21 protein-coding genes are annotated in these 19156 nt (G+C 41.9%); 16 read left to right on the top strand and 5 right to left on the bottom strand.

Going from position 1 to position 19156, the window contains the following annotated elements; translation table 11 throughout:
- Positions 1 to 5: 5 nt before the first annotated feature.
- From fosM to MKY77_RS15110, 3 genes are all read left to right on the top strand, one after another.
- Positions 6 to 425, top strand: coding sequence for a FosM family fosfomycin resistance protein (gene fosM, locus MKY77_RS15120; RefSeq protein WP_339146670.1), 420 nt, complete (start codon positions 6 to 8; stop codon positions 423 to 425).
- Positions 426 to 940: 515 nt separating this feature from the next.
- Positions 941 to 1639, top strand: a complete 699-nt coding sequence (locus MKY77_RS15115; RefSeq protein WP_339146669.1) for a class I SAM-dependent methyltransferase — start codon at positions 941 to 943, stop codon at positions 1637 to 1639.
- A 551-nt stretch (positions 1640 to 2190) separates the two neighbouring features.
- A complete protein-coding gene (locus MKY77_RS15110) occupies positions 2191 to 3132 on the top strand; it encodes a hypothetical protein (protein ID WP_339146668.1) in 942 nt (313 codons plus the stop codon).
- Positions 3133 to 3179: 47 nt separating this feature from the next.
- On the opposite strand, the gene namA is transcribed toward MKY77_RS15110, so the two are convergent.
- Positions 3180 to 4196 carry an NADPH dehydrogenase NamA gene (gene namA / locus MKY77_RS15105; RefSeq protein WP_339146667.1) on the bottom strand — a complete coding sequence of 339 codons (1017 nt, stop codon included), beginning with the start codon at positions 4194 to 4196 and terminating at the stop codon, positions 3180 to 3182.
- A 138-nt stretch (positions 4197 to 4334) separates the two neighbouring features.
- Here namA and MKY77_RS15100 point away from each other — a divergent pair, with 138 nt between their 5' ends.
- The 3 genes from MKY77_RS15100 (at position 4335) to MKY77_RS15090 (ending at position 7407) form a co-directional block, all read left to right on the top strand.
- Complete coding sequence (locus MKY77_RS15100; protein WP_339146666.1) at positions 4335 to 5936, top strand: M20/M25/M40 family metallo-hydrolase; 1602 nt, start codon at positions 4335 to 4337, stop codon at positions 5934 to 5936.
- A gap of 124 nt (positions 5937 to 6060) precedes the next feature.
- A complete protein-coding gene (locus MKY77_RS15095) occupies positions 6061 to 6552 on the top strand; it encodes an NUDIX domain-containing protein (RefSeq protein WP_339146665.1) in 492 nt (163 codons plus the stop codon).
- Between the two features lie 30 nt (positions 6553 to 6582).
- Positions 6583 to 7407: a GNAT family N-acetyltransferase gene (locus MKY77_RS15090; protein ID WP_339146664.1), complete on the top strand. Its 825-nt coding sequence runs from the start codon at positions 6583 to 6585 to the stop codon at positions 7405 to 7407.
- Between the two features lie 77 nt (positions 7408 to 7484).
- Here the strand turns inward: MKY77_RS15090 and proC are convergent, their stop codons facing one another.
- Positions 7485 to 8327, bottom strand: coding sequence for a pyrroline-5-carboxylate reductase (gene proC, locus MKY77_RS15085; RefSeq protein ID WP_339146663.1), 843 nt, complete (start codon positions 8325 to 8327; stop codon positions 7485 to 7487).
- Between the two features lie 664 nt (positions 8328 to 8991).
- On the opposite strand from proC, the gene MKY77_RS15080 reads away from it, so the two are divergent.
- From MKY77_RS15080 to MKY77_RS15065, 4 genes are all read left to right on the top strand, one after another.
- Positions 8992 to 9969, top strand: coding sequence for an MBL fold metallo-hydrolase (locus MKY77_RS15080; protein WP_339146662.1), 978 nt, complete (start codon positions 8992 to 8994; stop codon positions 9967 to 9969).
- 3 nt (positions 9970 to 9972) lie between these two features.
- The gene (locus MKY77_RS15075; RefSeq protein WP_339146661.1) at positions 9973 to 10764 is read left to right on the top strand and encodes an SDR family oxidoreductase; all 792 of its coding nucleotides are present in this window, start codon (positions 9973 to 9975) and stop codon (positions 10762 to 10764) included.
- Positions 10765 to 10824: 60 nt separating this feature from the next.
- Positions 10825 to 11436 (top strand): DUF3221 domain-containing protein, encoded by a 612-nt coding sequence (locus MKY77_RS15070; RefSeq protein ID WP_339146660.1) that lies wholly within the window; start codon positions 10825 to 10827, stop codon positions 11434 to 11436.
- Positions 11437 to 11687: 251 nt separating this feature from the next.
- Positions 11688 to 12449 (top strand): ankyrin repeat domain-containing protein, encoded by a 762-nt coding sequence (locus MKY77_RS15065; protein WP_339146659.1) that lies wholly within the window; start codon positions 11688 to 11690, stop codon positions 12447 to 12449.
- On the opposite strand, the gene MKY77_RS15060 is transcribed toward MKY77_RS15065, so the two are convergent.
- On the bottom strand, positions 12425 to 12964 hold the full coding sequence (locus MKY77_RS15060) for a hypothetical protein (protein ID WP_339146658.1): 540 nt from the start codon (positions 12962 to 12964) through the stop codon (positions 12425 to 12427). The genes MKY77_RS15065 and MKY77_RS15060 overlap by 25 nt on opposite strands.
- A 132-nt stretch (positions 12965 to 13096) precedes the next feature.
- Complete coding sequence (locus tag MKY77_RS15055) at positions 13097 to 13276, bottom strand: YqzH family protein (RefSeq protein WP_339146657.1); 180 nt, start codon at positions 13274 to 13276, stop codon at positions 13097 to 13099.
- A gap of 200 nt (positions 13277 to 13476) precedes the next feature.
- Between MKY77_RS15055 and MKY77_RS15050 the strand changes: the two genes are divergently transcribed.
- Both MKY77_RS15050 and MKY77_RS15045 read left to right on the top strand, forming a co-directional pair.
- Positions 13477 to 14733, top strand: coding sequence for a UV damage repair protein UvrX (locus MKY77_RS15050; protein WP_339149832.1), 1257 nt, complete (start codon positions 13477 to 13479; stop codon positions 14731 to 14733).
- A 35-nt stretch (positions 14734 to 14768) separates the two neighbouring features.
- The gene (locus tag MKY77_RS15045; protein WP_339146656.1) at positions 14769 to 15092 is read left to right on the top strand and encodes a YolD-like family protein; all 324 of its coding nucleotides are present in this window, start codon (positions 14769 to 14771) and stop codon (positions 15090 to 15092) included.
- Positions 15093 to 15141: 49 nt separating this feature from the next.
- On the opposite strand, the gene MKY77_RS15040 is transcribed toward MKY77_RS15045, so the two are convergent.
- Complete coding sequence (locus MKY77_RS15040; protein ID WP_339146655.1) at positions 15142 to 15381, bottom strand: HPr family phosphocarrier protein; 240 nt, start codon at positions 15379 to 15381, stop codon at positions 15142 to 15144.
- 101 nt (positions 15382 to 15482) lie between these two features.
- Here MKY77_RS15040 and MKY77_RS15035 point away from each other — a divergent pair, with 101 nt between their 5' ends.
- The 4 genes from MKY77_RS15035 (at position 15483) to nikA (ending at position 19139) form a co-directional block, all read left to right on the top strand.
- On the top strand, positions 15483 to 16313 hold the full coding sequence (locus tag MKY77_RS15035; protein WP_339146654.1) for a radical SAM protein: 831 nt from the start codon (positions 15483 to 15485) through the stop codon (positions 16311 to 16313).
- 110 nt (positions 16314 to 16423) lie between these two features.
- Complete coding sequence (locus tag MKY77_RS15030) at positions 16424 to 16585, top strand: hypothetical protein (protein ID WP_339146653.1); 162 nt, start codon at positions 16424 to 16426, stop codon at positions 16583 to 16585.
- Between the two features lie 18 nt (positions 16586 to 16603).
- The gene (locus MKY77_RS15025; RefSeq protein ID WP_339146652.1) at positions 16604 to 17221 is read left to right on the top strand and encodes an HAD family hydrolase; all 618 of its coding nucleotides are present in this window, start codon (positions 16604 to 16606) and stop codon (positions 17219 to 17221) included.
- 385 nt (positions 17222 to 17606) lie between these two features.
- The gene (gene nikA, locus MKY77_RS15020) at positions 17607 to 19139 is read left to right on the top strand and encodes a nickel ABC transporter substrate-binding protein (RefSeq protein WP_339146651.1); all 1533 of its coding nucleotides are present in this window, start codon (positions 17607 to 17609) and stop codon (positions 19137 to 19139) included.
- Positions 19140 to 19156 lie beyond the last annotated feature (17 nt).

The following is a 19156-nucleotide window of genomic DNA, read 5'->3' as shown; positions in this document are numbered from 1 at the left end:
CATCCATGATACAGGGAATCAATCATTTATTATTTTCGGTTTCCAACCTTGAAAAGTCGATTGCATTCTACCAAAGCGTATTTGGTGCAAAACTTTTAGTAAAAGGAAGAAGTACGGCTTATTTTGATTTGAACGGGATATGGCTTGCTTTGAACGAAGAAAAGGATATTCCTAGGGCTGAGATTGAGCATTCTTATACACACATTGCCTTTTCCGTTGATCTATCGGATTTTGATGAATTGACAGAAAGGCTTCATGATCTAAATGTCCATATTCTTCCGGGACGACCGAGAGATGAAAAGGACAAAAAGTCTATCTATTTCACTGATTTGGATGGTCATAAGTTTGAATTCCATACTGGGACATTGAAGGATAGATTGGACTACTATAAACAGGAAAAGCCTCATATGGAGTTTTTTAATTAGGCTCTTTATTGTTGCCATTCACTAGTAAAAAGTCGGAAAATGGACTTTTTACTGCGTTCTCACTCTAGATATGCACGTAGCATATTTATTATTGCAACGAAAAGAGCACGACAGTAAGGAAATATACTGGTTGTTTTAAAAATACGTAAAAGCAACAAAATTTACGAAAATAACCTTTAATTAAGAGGGAGCGATTACTATTGAGGTAATCGTTCTTTTTAGTTTGTGTATTACGGTTATGTAACAAATGTTACAAAGGTGGAGAGCGGACTAGAAAACCACTGTTATCCTGAATGATTGTAGAAGGGGAAAAACATCTTTTAAAGAATAGTAACCCTACAGGTCAATCAATAGTATAAAAGGAAAAATAGAGGCTGTAGATTTGCACTAGATAGAGGTTTAGCAGGAAATACTGCTTTCCAATTTTAGCTATTTCACCTAACTTTAAAACCGTTGTAACAATAGAAAGATGGGTGATTGGTACAATATTACATATAAGGTAAGGGGGAGAGAAGATGGCGAAAGAAATTATAAATAATGAAGATCTTTTCGAAATGTTAGATGGACTTCTACGAGAGCCCAGGGCTTTTTGGAATGACTTTTATGAGGACAGAAACAAGGAAATCCCATTCTTTAAAGTGAATGGTCCGGATGAAAATCTAGTTTCCTATTTTGAAAACGGGCTGTTTCCTAAACGAGTGTTAGAGATTGGATGTGGGCCAGGAAGGAATGCGATATTTTTTGCAAAAAAGGGTTGTGCAGTAGATGCTATTGATATATCGGAAAATGCACTTACCTGGGCAAGAGAAAGGGCACTTTCTGAAAATGTTGATATTAATTTTCACCATTCCTCCCTTTTTGATTATGAAATAAAACCCAAGACTTATGATTTTATCTACGATTGTGGATTATTCCATCATCTTGCTCCACATCGCCGACTGAGCTATGTAGAAACGATAAAGAAAGCATTAAAAAAGGGCGGTCACTTCGGTTTGGTCTGTTTTAATACTAAAGGTGCATCAGAAACTTTTGACTGGGATGTTTATGTACAAAGAAGCATGAACGGGGGAATTGGTTATTCAGAAGAAAGGTTGAAAAAACTCTTCGAAGCGGACTTTGATATCCTTGAATTTAGGGAAATGGTAAAGGTTTCGCAGCCTTCAGAAGTGTTTGGTGAGGACTTTTTATGGACGAGTCTGATGAAAATCAAATAAATCTTTTAACTCCTCCCTTGAGTGAGTGTGAGTCGCTTTTAATTACAAAATATAATAAGTAAGTTGAACTTTGAATGGGGATTATATGTTATTATTATAAAAAATGGAATTTTTTGAGGTTCGTGGAGGGGTAGTATGCAGGTGTGGATTTACTTAATATTAGGTCTGTTCTTTTTGTTGCTTTTAATAAACTCTGAAGGTTTTAAACAGAAAAGTAACCTAGAATTAATCTCTATCTCTTTGGTGCTAATTATCTCAAGTAGCGTTCTTATTTTTATATCCGAGACCCGAGAGCTATTATCTTACTTTTGGATGGGGTTTTCTTATATTTTATTTTTCTACGGTTTGTTTTTTGTTTTTTACGCACTAATCAAAAGTAACGTCAAATCAGGAACATAAACACGTAATAATGAAGGTTTGCTTTAATAATGGCTTACGTTTTAACCAGGACTTAACAGTTCTGGTTTTTACATTTTGAGAACAGGGGAAATACTTGAAACCAAAACTATTTCTATACGTAAAAAACATAGGAAGAAAAAGGGGGAGTCAGTTTGTTCACAGATCTGAACCAACAGTTATTAGAGGTTAAAGACAACCTGCGTAAAAAAGCGAAGTATGAAGAACATATTGAAAGATTGAATACATATTTGGCAGAAGAAAAACGGAAAAAATATCAGTTAGAGTCTCTTCTTGAAAAAGAAGAAGAGGATGTTGCACGTTTAGAACGATTTACACTGACGAGTGTCTTCTATTCGATGATCGGCAAAAAGTTGGAGAAGCTTGATCAAGAGCAAAAGGAAGTACTAGCCGCAAAACTAAAATATACAGAAGCGATCGAGACTATTGAGGATGTGGAGCAGGAGCTGTCAGAATTCCGAGTGCTACTTGCCCCTGTTATCAATGCTCCTATCAGATACCAAGCTATTATCCGTGAGAAAGAAAGGCTTATACAAGATTCCGATTCTATTTGGAGTGTCAAATTATATGATCTAGCAGATAAAGAGGCGGATCTGCAAACGAATCTGAATGAGTACAATGAAGCGATTGGTGCCGGTGATTTGGCACTTGTTGCATTAGAGCGTGCGCTATCTTCCCTGGATTCTGCTAAGGGATGGTCTACGTTTGATATGTTCGGCGGGGGAATGGTATCCACTGCAATGAAGCATAGCCGCTTGGATGATGCCAAGAAACATATTCATCAAGCTCAAAATAAGCTGAGAGTTTTTCAAGATGAGTTACTTGATATCAAGCATCACTTCGATTCCACGATAGAAGTGGGAGGGATGTTAACTTTTGCTGACTATTTCTTTGACGGACTGATTGTGGATTGGATGGTACACGGGAAGATAACACAAAGCTATGAACAGACGTCCCAAATAATCGGAAGGGTTTCCAGGTTGCTCGGTAGCTTGAAAGGCCAGCGAGATCAGATGGAAGAAGAATGGTTTTCTGTAAAAGAAGAAAAGAAAAACCTTCTTGAGTCTTCTAATTAGTATAGAGATAAAAGAAAAACGGCCACTCTCGGGAGTGGCCGTTTCAATTACCAAGATCGATCATATTGTTTTGGCGAGTCAATCTCAAGACCAAGTTGCTTGGCCGCTGTTCTTGGCCAGTAAGGGTCACGCAATAGTTCCCTTGCAACAAAAATTAAATCTGCACGGTTATTTTTTAAAATTTCTTCCGCTTGCAAACCTGAAGTGATCAGTCCAACCGCACCTGTATCGATGGCAGCACCCGCCCTGATGGTTTCAGCAAAGCCAACCTGGTAGCCTGGGTACACATCAATGGCTGCTGGCACCACTGCACCTGAGCTTACATCCACTAGGTCCACTCCTTGCTCCTTCATCCATTTTGCATATGTTACATAGTCTTCTGCAGTCAAGCCTTCAGGGTGGTAGTCATTAGCTGATACACGGACAAATAATGGACCATCCCACACTTCATTTACGCCATCAATGATGTCACAAAGGAAGCGGTAGCGGTTTTCTGTACTTCCACCGTATTCATCCTTACGTTTGTTCGTAAGAGGAGATAGGAATTCATTGATTAAATATCCATGGGCACCGTGAAGTTCAATAATATCAAATCCTGCTTCCTTGGAACGCTTGGCGCCTTCTACAAATGCCGCTATGGTTTCTTTTATATCTTCGGTGGACATTTCAACAGGAGTTTTCATTTTCTCGTTAAATGCCAATGCAGATGGTGCATAGATATCTCCTTCTACCATTGCTTTTCTGCCGGCATGAGCAAGTTGTATGGCTGTTTTGGAGCCATGGACCTTGATTTGTCTAATCAGTTCCTGGAAGCCTTGGATATGTTCGTCGTTCCAAATCCCAAGGTCTTGTGGAGAGATGCGCCCTTGTGGCTGGACCGCTGTTGCTTCCACCATGATCAGCCCTACCTGCCCGACTGCACGGGATACATAATGGGTCATATGCCAATCTTGAACATGCCCGTCTTCATTATGACTGGAATACATGCACATCGGGGACATGACAATCCGATTTTTCAGTGTCACACCTTTTACTGTATATGGGGAAAATAATGCTGATTTCATAAATGATTCCTCCTATTTATTTCGAGTTCCTAAAATATTATATCAAACGTTTTTATTCCCACCAAAAGATAGGTGTTCAATTTATGAAAATAGTAGTATGATAGGAGCAAAATACTACTATCTAGAGGAGGATGGGAGATGCACTGGCAAACGAAAGAGCAGTTGACAAATTTACTTGTATCCCTTGTCCAGCACGGAAGTGTGACATTATCGGGGGAAGAGAAGCGTTTGGCTTCCTTTATTTATTATCAACTGAATCATCTCGATTATTTCCAAAAGAACCCTGGTAATCTGGAGCTTCATCGGATGGAGGATGGGCGTTCTTTTGTAACCGCTTTAGTGAAGCAATCTGAGAAGAAGGACACGATTGTGCTTGTCAGTCATTTTGATGTGGTAGGAGTGGAAGATTACGGATTCCTGAAAGATCTTGCTTTCCAGCCTATTGAATTGACCCGTGAGTTAGAACATAATGTAGAAGCCCTTCCTAGTGAAGCGAAGGAACACCTCTTATCAGGCGAGTGGCTTTTTGGAAGAGGGGTCATGGACATGAAAGCGGGACTTGCTCTTCAAATGTCCCTCCTGGAAAAAGCGATTGAAGAAAAATGGGATATAAACCTCCTCTTATTGGCGGTTCCGGATGAAGAAGTGAACTCACAAGGGATGCTTCAGGCATTGCCTGCTTTGGCTGATCTAGCTTCAAGGCATGAGTTGAATTATAAGGCTTGCGTCAATTCTGAACCGATGTTTCAAAAATACCCTGGGGACAACAATCTTTATCTTTATACAGGTGCCATCGGAAAGCTTTTACCAGGGTTTTTCTGCTACGGAAAAGAAACACATGTTGGGGAGCCTTTGGCTGGCCTAAATGCCAATTTGATGGTTTCAGAGATACAAAAACTGATGGAGTGGAATACGGATCTGTGTGAACAGGTAGGTGCAGAAGTCACACCACCTCCTACAAGCCTGATTCAAAAGGATCTGAAAACGGAGTATTCCGTACAAATCCCACACACGGCCGTGACGCTATACAATGTCTTATTTATGGAAAAGTCCCTAACTGATTGGGAGGCAGATTTCCTTCGCATTGCCAAGCACGCGGCAAAGAATATCAATGAATTTTGCAAAGCGAAAGCAGATCAATTTAAGCGATTTACGACTTTTACCGAAATGCCGGTGGACGTAGCGGTCTATACCTACGAAGAGCTTTTGGAAAAAGCCAAAACAATCCATGGAGATCAGGAGATGGAGATGCGAATTTCATCCATGATTCTGTCGAACTCCCACCTTGATGAAAGGGAGCAGTCCATCAAAGTTGTAGAAGAAGTCGCCTCCCTATGTAAGGACTTGGGGCCGATGATCATCCTCTTTTTCGCACCACCATACTATCCGGCAGTAGCAACGGACCATAAGGAATTATTGGATTCTGCACGTAAGTTCATTCAGAAGTGGAAAGTGGAGGCAGATGTCGAATTCAATGAGCAACGCTATTTCTCAGGTTTATGTGATTTGAGTTTCATAGGGAAAGGGGACTTTTCGGCAAAAGATCGTCTTCCATTCAATATTCCGGTCTATGGGGCAACATACTCCTTACCATTTGCAGAGATGGAAGCATTGCAGATGCCGGTGTTCAATTTGGGGCCGGTCGGGAAGGATCCTCATCAATGGACGGAGAGGTTGAATGTTAAGTTTTCTTTTGAGGAATTTCCGCCGATATTGGCTGATTTTGTTAAGAATTTATAATGATGAGGTAGCCTGTTTGGATAGCGTAGTCTTTCTGGACAGGCTTTTTTATGTGAAAAAACTATTTCGATTGGTTAATTATGTTAAAGTTTATATATATGATTAACGATTGGAGTTTGATGGTATGACAACTATTCAAGTAAACTGGGGCAATTCTATCGTTCAATTAATCTGGCAAAAGCAGTCTGAACTTCCACCTAGAGAGATGATTACCAGTGCTCACGGCTATTGTTTTTATCAGGATAAACTGATGCTCGTCAACCTCAGGGACAGAGGATGGGATTTTCCTGGTGGACATATCGAACTCAATGAAACTCCAGAAGAGTGCTTCCAAAGGGAAGCAATGGAGGAGGGGTATGTCGAGGGGGAGTGCCGCTTGCTCGGTTCCATTGTGGTCGATCATCATGATAATCCAAACTGGAATGAGGATAGTCCTTATCCCAAAGTAGGTTATCAGGTTTTTTATAGAATGGATATTACCAAGTTTCATCCTTTTAGGGCAGAACATGAATCCTCCGAAAGAATCTTAATCGAACCTACAGATTTACCAAAGTGCTACAGTGGCTTCAATAATGTTTATCAAGCCATTTTACATGATAGTTTAGAAGCTGATTGATAAAGTCGTTTTTCAAAGAAGGGGTAGCCAATGATCATTGAGTTAGAGAAGAAAGATTTTAATAAGTGCAGAGAATTGGTACATGAAAATGGACTTATAGAAGTGAAGGCAGTAATCCAGGGATTCAATACAGGTCGAGTCTTTGTGGATGATCCAATTTCTCCTTCCTCAGGTTTTGTATGGCAAGGGAATAACGACGGCTTCATCTTCTTTGGAAATGAGAACAATCTTTCATTTAACCGAGAGTTGAATAGCTTTATTGAAGAGATAATTAAACCCGAAGCGGCAAAGGTTGGTCTAAAGTGGTTTGAAGCACTGGGAGATCATTCTGATTGGCATAATAGTTTGGAAAGTACTTTCCGGCATCGTCCACTTGGTAGCTGGAATCAACGAGTTTATCAATATAGTGGGAATTCACGCATTGTTTTAAACGACTCTTTGGATAATCAATATAAACTACATAAAATGGATAACTACTTTTATGCTAATAACCGAGCGGTCAATAAGAAAGGTATGGTCGATAAAGTTCTGGACTCGTGGTCTTCAATGGAAGATTTCTTTGAAAATGGTATTGGGTATTGTGTCACCTTCAATAATAGAATTGTAAGTACTTGCTTTACTTTATTTACAGATGGGAAATTTCACGCCATTGCTATTGAAACGGCGAAAGAGCATCGTGGAAAAAAGCTGGCCCAGCATTTAACCTATCATTTCATTAAAGCATGTGTGGATGCGAACAAGATACCTTACTGGGATTGTGTAGAGCAGAACAAGGCATCCATTGCAGTCGCAGAGGCTTGTGGGTTTGAAATGGTTTATAGGTATGCCGGATATGAGTTTCCTATTCATCCATAAAAAAGAGGGAAGGAGAATCCCTTTAAAGCAAAAGCACTTGGAGCAAGTATATCTCCAAGTGCTTTATTACCTTTGATTTATATATTCGACGTCTTTGCTTTCAACCTCTCCGCCATTTCCTCTCCCATTTCTCGGGAACGTTCTGTCGCCCCTTCAATACAACTCTCGAATGCTTCGGAAACTTTTTTGTCATCCAACACGGATATTCCGCGCTGTGTGGTACCGTTTGGACTTGTAACTTCTTTCCGCAAAATTTCTGCATCCTTATCGGTTTCCTGTAGCATATGAGCGGCTCCAATCAAGGTCTGACTGACAAGCTTTTTAGCAACATCCATATCCAATCCTTGTGCTAACGCCGCTTTTTCCATCGCCTCTGCAATGTAATATATATAGGCGGGGCCGCTTCCGGAAACGCCTGTTACGGCATGGAGTTGGTCTTCTTCGACGATGGTGCATAGACCAATCGCTGAGAATATGGATTGCACAAGTGCGAGGTCTGCATCTGTCGCAAAGGTACCTTTTGCAATCCCAGTAGCAGATAGACCGATGGCCGCAGACGTATTCGGCATAGATCTGATGACACGCAAATCTTGCTCAAAGAGATCTTGGATGACTTCGCTCGAAATTCCTGCCAGTACAGAAACAATTAGCTGCTCTTTCTTTACATAGGATTTAATTGCCTGAATTCCATCTTTGGCATCCTTCGGTTTCATGGCCAAAAAGATCACATCTGCATCTTTTACTGTTGCCTCTTTATTATCCATAATGGTTACACCGTATTTATATTTAAGGCTTTCTAAGCGTAATTGATCCTGTTTGTTCGTCACCGTAATATCCTCTTTTGCACAGATTTCCTGTTTCAGCAGTCCTGCCATAATCGCCTCTGCCATCGATCCGGCACCAATAAATGCTATCTTCATCGTTAACACGCTCCTTTTAAAAATGAAAAAAGACCTATCTGTCCTGTATGTAAGGACGGATAGGTCTTATCCGCGGTACCACCTTGATTGGTTGGTTAAACCCAGCTTCGTTTCCCGTATCGTGGGAGGACGATCAGGTTTTCCTGATTGTTCCTGGGTAGGTTCGAAAGTGCAGGGGATGAGGAGGTCTTTCAGCCGGTGAACCTCCATCTCTTTTCATCTTGCAACTTTCTACTGGTCCCATTCGTCACGTTATCATTTGTAATTTTATACATTATGCAATGGAAGGGACGGAAAGTCAAGGGGATATTTGTCACGATTTTAAAGATTTTTTTCGGGAAGTAGTAGGCCGCCTATCTCCATGTATTAGCAAGCCTATCAATCTCAGGATTAGTAGAGCGTAGGAAAACCGTGGGTCAAAGGAGGTGTATGAAACGCAAATTGAGTAGTGCGGACAAATGCTCAAACGCACTGGACGTTATTTCAAAAAAATGAACTGGGAGATTTTATTAGTTATTGAGGAATAACCCTTTCTTTTTTTCCTTATTTAGTGCATTCTATAATTGAATGGTTATTCACTTATCATTTTCAGGCTATTATTTTGTTATAATTTTATAAAACAATTATTACATATATACATACAATAAGGAGTTAAAAGGGGATTATGATGAACAAGGTTTCTTGTAAGCAAGAGATAAAGCAAATTACAATCCCGACCCCGTTTGCGGTTGGGGACGTACATACTTACATTATCATTACCGATAAAGTGACATTGGTGGATGCCGGGGTAAAGACGATGGAGGCTTGGGAAGTGTTTCAGCGTGAACTGAACAAGCATGGATTGAAAGTAATGGACATTGATCAGGTGGTAGTGACACATCACCATCCAGATCATGTCGGACTACTTGATTTCCTGCCATCGAATATTCCGGTATATGGTCATAAACGTGCACATCCATGGATGACGCAGGATCAACGCTATTTTTCCCTGCATGAAACCTATTATAAAGGGATTTTTGAACAAATGGGAGTGGAGCAACGATTCTATCCATTGTTGAATGCCATTGATAAGCCTTTACGTTTTTCCTGCCATCGTGGTCTTACTTCCTTTATCGGGGAAGGAGATCGTTTAGAAGGCCTTGTAAATTGGCGTATCATCGAAACGCCGGGACATGCAAGCAGCCACCTGGTTCTCTTTGATGAAAAGAGCGGGACCTTAATAGGGGGAGATCTAATTCTTTCTGATATCTCTCCAAATCCATTGGTGGAACCGCCGTATGTCGGTGAAACCGACCGAAAGAAATCGATGCTTGAATACATACATTCCATTGAAAAGATGAAGCGCCTGCCAATCACACGAGTCCTGCCAGGGCATGGGGATATTGTCGAAAATGTTCCAGAATTACTGGAAATCCGTTTGAAGCAGCAGGATAAACGTGCAGACAAGGTGCTGAAATTCCTAAAGGAAAATCCTGCAACCGCTTATGAGATCTGTCAGTTCCTTTTCAAATCTGTTTATGAGAAACAACTATTACTCACGCTTTCTGAAACAATTGGCCAGATTGACTTTTTACTTGATAAAGGCTTGATTATAGAAGATGCATCTTCCAAGCCATATATGTATAAAGCGGGAGGAGAGTAATCGATGGCTAGTCTTCAAGGTAAATATGTTGTTATCACTGGTGCTTCAGGTGGAATCGGAAAAGCTCTTGCTTTTGAGGTGGCCAAGCGAGGAGCGACTCCGGTACTTATGGCTCGGTCCTTGGATAAATTAGAGCAGGTGGCAAATCAAATAAAAATGACTCACCAGATAGAGACGCCTTTTTATCAATTGGATGTCCGGAAGCAAGCTGATATTGAGCGTACGTTCGAAAAATTAATGACGGAAATTCCGGCTGTAGATGTGCTGGTGAACAATGCAGGGTATGGGAAGTTTGATGATATTGCCGACCTTTCACTAGATGACATGAGTGGAATGTTTGAGGTGAATGTTTATGGCTTAATCGCCTGTACGAAAATGGTCTTGCCGTCAATGCTGGAACAAACCCAAGGACATATCATCAATATTGCTTCACAGGCTGGAAAGATTGCAACACCGAAATCAAGTGTATATGCTGCGACGAAGCATGCGGTTCTCGGTTTCACCAATAGCATGCGAATGGAGCTTTATGATACCAATATCTTTGTGACATCTGTTAATCCAGGCCCGATCAGGACGGAGTTTTTTGATATTGCGGATTCATCCGGCAACTATAAGCAGAAGGTGGATAAATGGATGCTTGAGCCTGATTTTGTTGCAAAGCGGATTGCGGATGCGATGTTCACGCGTACCCGGGAAATTAATCTGCCTGGTTGGATGAACATGGCCAGCAAATTGTATCAGCTGTGTCCAGGGGTGGTGGAAAAATTCGGCGGCAAGGCTTTTCGACAAAAATAATGAACTTTCTGTAACTTTTTATTTAGCCTTCCGTCCAATAGGGCAAGAGGTGATAAGAGCATGAAAACAGTAAAATTCATTTCATTACTGTCTTGTTTCCTTCTTTTGTTTGGCTGTGGAACAGCAGGCGGGAACAACAATAACAACAGTGGGACGGGATCCAATCCGGGTTCTGGTGAAGAAGTCCCTAATGATGAACCAGCAGATGACGAGGAGCAGGCAGTCGAGGATCTGACAGGTTATATCATTTCTCTCTCTGATGAAGGGCAATTGCGCATGTTAGTGACAGGTCAGCACCCAAGCAGTGGTGTCTCAGGTACATCTGCTACCATGTACACACTTGAGGAAAGCACAAAGGTGGAAGACTCTGAGGGTGAAACGTTGGAAGCAGCAGACCTTAAAGTGGGTATGAAAGTGACAGTCTGGAACTCAGGCATTGTAGCCGAATCCTTTCCTGCCCAGTCAGGCGCCATAAAAGTATTGGTTGATGCAGGCCAAGATAAGCATGAGCAACAGGCTGTCGCCAAGGCGTTGGAAGAAGTGGAAGCAGGTAACCCGTGGCACGTTGAGGAAGTGACGGAACATGAAGGACAATCGTATAAGGTAACCTTGAAGAATCTGTTAGATGATAGCGAACCGGTAGACATTGAGGTTGAAGTGGAAGAGGGATAATGTCCATTTGAGACGTCTTGTGTGATAGTGCAGGGCGTCTTTTCGTCTACTAGAAGCTCCTTAGCGTCGATTAGCTTTGTCGGTGTTTGTTGGAATTTGTCGGTTCGCATGTATTGCTTTGAGTTTGGAAAGTACGTAGGTGAGTTTGACTTGTATTTTAAAAGTTCGGACAGTATTTACCGCGAAACGACAGTAAAAAGGCCTTTTTCGACAGTAAGTGGGATGGACGGAATCAAAAGGAGGATTTACAGATGAATTTTATTTTGAATGAGGAGAAGTTAGGTGTCGAGGTCATTAATGCCATTCAAAGCGGGGATGTACCATCTCTTAGGGGTTTACTTGCTGATCATCCCGACCTTGCCATGGCAAGAATTATCTCAAGAGGTTATCATGATGAAAATTCTGATACATATGGAGTGTCCCGCACATTACTCCATGTGGCCACTGATTGGCCTGGCCATTTTCCGAATGGGTCGACAATCGTGCGCACTTTAGTGGGGGCGGGAGCAGAGGTGGATGCTAGATTCACTGGTCATCACTCGGAAACACCTCTTCATTGGGCCGCCAGCAGTAATGATGTGGAAGTGCTCGAGACGCTTCTCGATGCAGGTGCGGACATAAATGCCACAGGAGCAGTAATTGCTGGAGGAACCCCTTTAGACGACGCGGTGGCCTTCGGACAGTGGAATGCAGCTCGCCGGCTAGTGGAGGCGGGAGCGCAGACCAACCTGTGGAATACTGCTGCGCTTGGGATGATGGATGAATTAAAAGCATACTTTGCATGCGATGAGCTTCCTTCCACTTTTGAAATCACACAAGCTTTCTGGCTGGCATGTCATGGTGGCGAGCTCCGTACAGCAGAGTTCCTCTTCAATCATGGGGCCGATATCAACTGGATTGGTTATGATGGACTTACTCCGTTCGATGCAGCAATCCGCCGTGATGATTCAGACAAAAAATTGGTCGGGTGGCTTCGCAACAAGGGCGCTCATTCTACTGTGGAAATGGCGTAAGGTCTTTCTTTTTCAACTTCCTGGTCTGTTGTCCCAGTCGACTTCTGCTGGGACCTGTTACGGAAGATCTTTTCCCACATCCCCTGAAACCCGTACATTAATAATGCCTTGATTAAAAATAACCCAAAAAGCTGATGACGGCTCATTTTCTTCATTTCAAAGATCCCCATACTTTTAAAACATGTAAATACGGGATACATAAATATAGCATCCACTAATGCATTCAATAGGAAGTATAAATAGAATCTCCCGTAAGTTAAGCGTAATATCCAAAGCGAGCCCGCAAAGAACGGACCTACTATAAATGCAAATTCATTTATGAAATATGGAGGGATTTTCTTGTAGATGGCCCACCATTTATATTTTTCCGCAACGATGCTTTCCAGTGCAATCAGAATGGACATAAACAAAGCCCCTGGCAAGTAGCGTTTAAAGTGCTGCCACCCTAGAAAAGGGAGCGTCAATATAGAAATGAATACCATTATCCATAATACGAGCACAGGTTTTTTTTTCATGATGGATGTCCCTCCTCATTGTAATAAACTTCTGCTTTTATCATGTGTAATTGCAGGGGATTTATGAATTAATTTACAAGTTCCTATAATAAACAACTAAAAAAAGCACCATTCCTCACTGGAATAGTGCTACTATTTGCTTAAATACTCATATACCACATCATGGACCACTTCAAATACATCCAAGATAGGGTTTTCAGTAATTATATGGTTTACTTCCTTTGCCATCCTTTCGTACTCTTCCTCACTGAGTGGAATCGATTCAAAATCATGCTGATATTGAATAAAACAATTTCGGATCATTTTTTTCACTAAGTTTCTCTCCACATCATTCACCTCATTATCCTTTATTATAAAGGTTTTGCTCCCTAAACAAGAACATCAAAATGACATTTGTCGAAATATGTAGTGGAATTTACCATTGAAACCGAACGTATATTCGCTTATTATTGGGTATATACTACTGATACGAACATACTTTCTGTTTTAGTGAGGTGTGAAAGTTCGTGGACATGGATTACAGCAAGATGCCAAACAACAAGATTTTATGTGTAGATATGAAAAGCTTTTATGCCAGCTGCTCGGCAGTGATGAAGGGACTCGATCCACTCACTTGCTATTTGGCGGTGGTTGGGGATACGGAACGACAAGGGAGTGTCGTACTTGCGGCCTCTCCCATGTTGAAAAAGGAATTTGGAATCAAGACGGGCTCCCGCCGGTTTGAGATTCCAAATGACGAACGCATCCATATTGTGAACCCCAAGATGGCAACCTATCTGCGCATCTCCACAGAAATCACTCGGCTTTTCAACCGATATGTGCCAAAGGACGCCATCCATACGTATAGTGTCGATGAAAGCTTCTTACAAGTCGACGGGGTGGAGGCGCTTTGGGGAGACGCCACCACGATTGCCGAAAAAATCAAGGAAGACATGGAACGTGAATTTCAGCTTCCATGCGCCATCGGAATTGGTCCGAACATGTTGATGTCAAAGCTTTGCCTGGATCTTGAAGCCAAGAAAAAGGGCGTTGCTGAGTGGACCTATGAAGATGTGAAAACAAAGCTTTGGCCACTTTCTCCGCTCAGTGAAATGTGGGGAATCGGATCGAGAGTGCAAAAAACATTAAATCGTATGGGAATTTTCAATGTTGGACAGCTCGCAAATTATCCCCTCGAGCTGCTGGAGAAGAAATTTGGTGTGATGGGAAACCAGCTGTACTATCACGCTTGGGGGATTGATCTATCAGAGCTTGGTGCCCCAATCATACAGGGGCAAATCAGCTTTGGAAAAAGCCAGATTCTAATGCGCGACTATACAGACCCCAAGGAGGTCAAACAGGTCATCCTGGAAATCTGTGAGGAAGTCGCCAGAAGAACACGCCATAACCGCAAAGCCGGCCGCACCATCAGCCTTGGAATCGGCTATAGTCGCGATGAACTAGGCGGTGGATTCTACCGCTCCCGAACGATGGAACGGGCAAGCAATGTCACGATGGACTTATACCGTACTTGTCTTGAGCTGTTCGAGGAAAACTATGAACCAAAAACCGTCAGGAAAATCGCTGTATCCCTCTCCAATATCGTCGAGGACAGCGAAATGCAGCTGAGCCTATTTGAACTCGAACAGCCGAAAAAGCGGGAACTGGGCTATGTAATGGACACCATCCGCGGAAAGTACGGAACCAATGCTCTATTGAGGGCTGTGTCCTACACCAATGCCGGAACGGCCGTGCATAGAAGCAGGTTGGTTGGTGGGCATAAGGCTTAGGGGCTTTAGCTAGAACTTAAGAAAGGATGATGAGGATGATACGGGATCGCGGAACCATCAAATGGACGTCCATGATGCTACCGGAGCATGTCAAAATGCTGCGCGATTGGACTAAAGAGGACCTATATGAAACCAAGCCGGAAATGGACGAACAGCGGCTGGAAGAATTGAATGAACTGTTTTGCGAAGCGATGGAAACGGGTAAGGAAGTAACCATCACCTATTATGAAAAAAGAAGGTACCATCTGTTTGTGGGAGCGGTGCATCATCTTGATGCTTACCAAAGACGATTGCACGTGGTCGATAAATTCGGCGAAGCTGGCAGCCTGTGCGTAGACGATATTTTGGATATTTCCTAGCATAAAAATACATCCTTCCCACGCACGCATGAGGAAGGATGCTTGCTTTTTATTTCTTTTCAAAATACCCGAGCGCCAAAATGGCCTCAAACACTTCTTCGCTCTCATCAGAAGTCACTTCCACTTCCTGTCCTGGCTGAAGGGCTAGTGCCAATACACCAAGCAGGCTCTTTGCATCGACTACCCAATGCTCCTTTTTAAACAAAACCGTTCCGGAATAAGAACTGATTGTATTCACAAGATTACTTGCAGACTCAGCAAAAATAGGCTTTAGCACCGTAAGTACCATATGCATCTACCCCTTTATAATGTGATACTTTAAGTATAAAGAAAAAGATGGAAACAACAAGAGAAAAATATTGATGTAAAGGAAAGGAGTTGTGCCAAAGGATGCGAGTAGAAGTAACCGAAAAAACACCACAAAAACTTCTGACCAAAGCAAGTGGCTTTCTAAAAGGCTATACCCACACCCTTAACCCCTATATCGGCTGTGCTTTTGGTTGTTCGTATTGTTATGTCAGACAAAGCCCGGTCGGTCTATTCCGTAAACAGGAATGGGGAACCTGGGTGGATGTCAAGAAGGATGTAAAAGAAAAGCTCGCCAAAGAACTACGGTTGTTGAGAAAAAAAGAACAGCCCATCAGCATTTTCATGTCATCCAGTACCGATCCTTACCAACCGGTGGAACAAAAGGAGGAGGTAACCCGAACCCTTTTGGAAGTAATGGCAGAAGAACCACCGGATTTTCTTTTTGTCCAAACAAGAAGTCCATTGGTAACAAGAGATATCGATTTGCTGAAATCATTGGGCAAGAGGGTGATGGTGAGCATCACAATAGAAACGGACCTAGAGGAGGTACGTAAGAGGTTTTCCCCAGCAGCACCACCCATCCCAGCAAGGCTGAAAGCATTAAAAACGTTACATGAAGAAGGGGTGCCAAACCAGGTTGCCATTGCACCAGCCTTGCCATTTTCCGAAGAGTTTGCTTTAAAACTAAAAGGAATAGTGGATAGGGTATGTGTGGATGATTTTACAGGGGACGGAAGTGGAGGAAAGCGGACGGCACGTCTAGGTATTTATGAAAAATATGAGGACATAGAGAAGGGAATATGGTTAGATGGAAATGTTCAGCAAGAGGTATTTGAGAAGGTGCGTGAGGTATTTCCTGAAGAACAAGTTGTTCGAAGTCCAGAGGGGTTCTTTCCGCCAATCACAAGTTGAGAGTGCAAAGTTAACGGTCTGACCTTTTGGATAGTAGGTACTTAAATGACGAAAAAAATGCTCACTTACGATACAATAGAAAACAGTTCTAGTTATAGAGGTGATAGATAATGATAACCCTTGGAGATCTGATTTTTCAGTTGTTTGCTTTTTTTGTCCCGTTAACCTTTATTTTTATAATCATAATGATGATGCGTTCTTCTACTAAAAAGAAAACGCAGATAGAAAAATTGGAAGCAAGAGTAGAAGACTTGGAAAGAAGGATAAAGTAAATTAAAGGAGGGTAACTAATGGACAGCATTATTTTCGATTTAGACGGTACGTTATGGGATTCAAGGGAAACCGTACTTGTAGCTTGGAATGAAATCCTGAAAAATGAAGGTCAGATCGAGAAAGAGTTAACAAGTGATGATTTCAAAGCTACCATGGGGCTTCAAATGCATGATATAGGGAAACATTTCTTCCCTGACTTAGAAGAAGGAAGCCGCACCCAGTTGTTGAACAAATGTGGAGAAGCGGAGAGAGTGCTTTTAGAGGAAAAAGGGGGACAGCTCTACGGTCAGGTAGAAGAAGTGTTAGAGAGCCTATCTCAAAAATACAAACTTTTTATTGTGAGTAATTGCCAAGAAGGCTACATAGAAGCTTTTTATAAATATCATCAATTAGAGACTTATTTCATTGATTATGAGAATCCAGGCAGAACAGGACTCTCAAAAGGTGAAAATATTAAACTAATTATCGAACGCAATAAACTGGAGAGTCCTGTTTATGTGGGAGATACGGTTGGAGATCAGCAAGCAGCGAGGGTAGCTGGTATTCCATTTGTCTACGCTAGTTATGGGTTTGGAGAAGTGGAAGAATATGATTATATTATTCATTCACTTAATGATCTGCAAAAAATTTTTTAGCTTTCATTTAATGTAAAAACCTTGAAGGAATGTTTATTCTTTCAAGGTTTTTATTATGGGACAATACGCGTTGTTTGATTTTGTTATTGACGGTTTAAAAGGGGAGGTGTATAGTGAAAAATGCAAATAGTAATCATTACGCTTTAATCTGCGTTTATTTAAAAAATCCAAAAGCGGCATGGTGTTTAAAGCGTAATCACTCTATTTTATAGGGTCTTAATGTCATGAGGGAATTTGTTTTTTGGGGAGAGACTTTAGAAGTCTTCTCACTAGTTGGCGGTGTATTAATCATTAGCACATCCATTGCGCTTTCCACCAGAAAATGCCTGATGCTAGAATCACACCGAGTCTTGCTAAGGCTGAATAGTTTAAAGGAGAGAAAAATATGAAATTAAAAAAAGTACTGATATTTTCCATTTTCATCGTATTGTTATTAACAATCATAGGTTGCAGGAGCGCAAATGAAAAGACAGCATCACAAGAATCCAACGAAAAGTCTGTAACGATGCTATTCAGTTTTGCTTCCAAAACAATGGATCCGCATCAGGACTGGATGGGGGTGCGTGCTGGAGTGGCTGAAACATTGGTTCGAATTGACGGAAACCTGGAAATTCAGCCATGGCTGGCAGAAGCATGGGAGAGAAAAGATGGAAAAACCTGGACATTCAAGATTCGGGAGGGTGTCACCTTTCATGATGGGACCCCAGTTGATGGAGAAGCGGTGAAAGCTTCCTTTGAACGAGTGCTGGAAACGAATGAAGCCGTCTCATCTAGTTTGAAAATCGAATCTATGGAAGCGGATGGACAGGAGATAACGTTTGTCAATACAGAGGAATACCCGGCCTTTCTTTCCGAGCTGGTACATACAAATGCCTCCATCGTTAAAGTGGAAGCTGAGAGTATTGGGGAGCAGCCGATAGCGACTGGCCCGTTTAAGGTTACAAGTTTTATCTCAGAAACGGAAGTGAACTTAGAACGGTATGAGGATTATTGGGACGGAGCGGCAAAATTGGATCAAGTGAAAATCAAATTTAATTCAGATGGAAACGTTAGGGCACTCGCCCTTCAATCCGGAGAAGCAGATATAGCCTATCATCTTCCTCCCGAGTCGTTGGAGCCAATTGAAAGCAACGATAAACTAAGGGTTGAGTCGGTACCAAGCCTTCGTGTCCATTTCCTACTCTATAACAATGCTAACCCTGCATTGCAGGATGTAAATGTGAGAAGGGCATTGGACCTATTAGTGAACCGTCCAGTGGCAGTAAAGGAAATTATGAATGGTCATGCAACAGAGGCGGCTGGCCCATTTAATCCTAACTTTGCATTTGCGGGTGAAACGGAACCAACCAGTTATGACCCTGAAATGGCGGAAAAGCTATTGAAAGAGGCAGGCTATCGGAAGAACGCGGACGGAAAGATGGAAAAAGAGGGAAAGGTGCTTACGCTTAAACTGGCAACGTATTCAGGAAGACCGGAGCTTCCCTTGCTTGCCCAATACTTACAGGGTGAAGCTGCATCTGTCGGAGTTGATATAGAGATTGTCACCATCGAAAATATTGATAGTTATTTATGGGAGCGACAGGATGAATGGGATATGGTGACATACTCTAACCTGACGGCTCCCCGTGGGGATGGCGGTTACTTCCTTAATGTTGCTTATTTGCCGGAGGGGGCGTTGAATCCTGGCCAAATTGATATTCGGGAATTAAATGAACTGACCGAACAACTAAACACTACAGCAGATCCAGAAAAGAGAATGGAGTTACAGGAAGGAGCTGTGAATGTCATTCAGAAGGAGGTTCCTCATTCCTTCATCTTGCACCCGCACATTATCGTAGGCGTAAATGATAGAGTGAAAGATTGGGAGCCGGGATCAGAAGAATATTACCTTATAACGAACAAAATGGATGTAAAATAAAATGATGAAGTGAAAGT

The organism is Sutcliffiella sp. FSL R7-0096 (genome assembly GCF_038595065.1).
Taxonomy (GTDB): Bacteria; Bacillota; Bacilli; order Bacillales; family Bacillaceae_I; genus Sutcliffiella_A.
The sequence above is the reverse complement of the archived record's forward strand: the minus strand, read 5'-3'. Positions and strand labels throughout refer to the sequence as shown.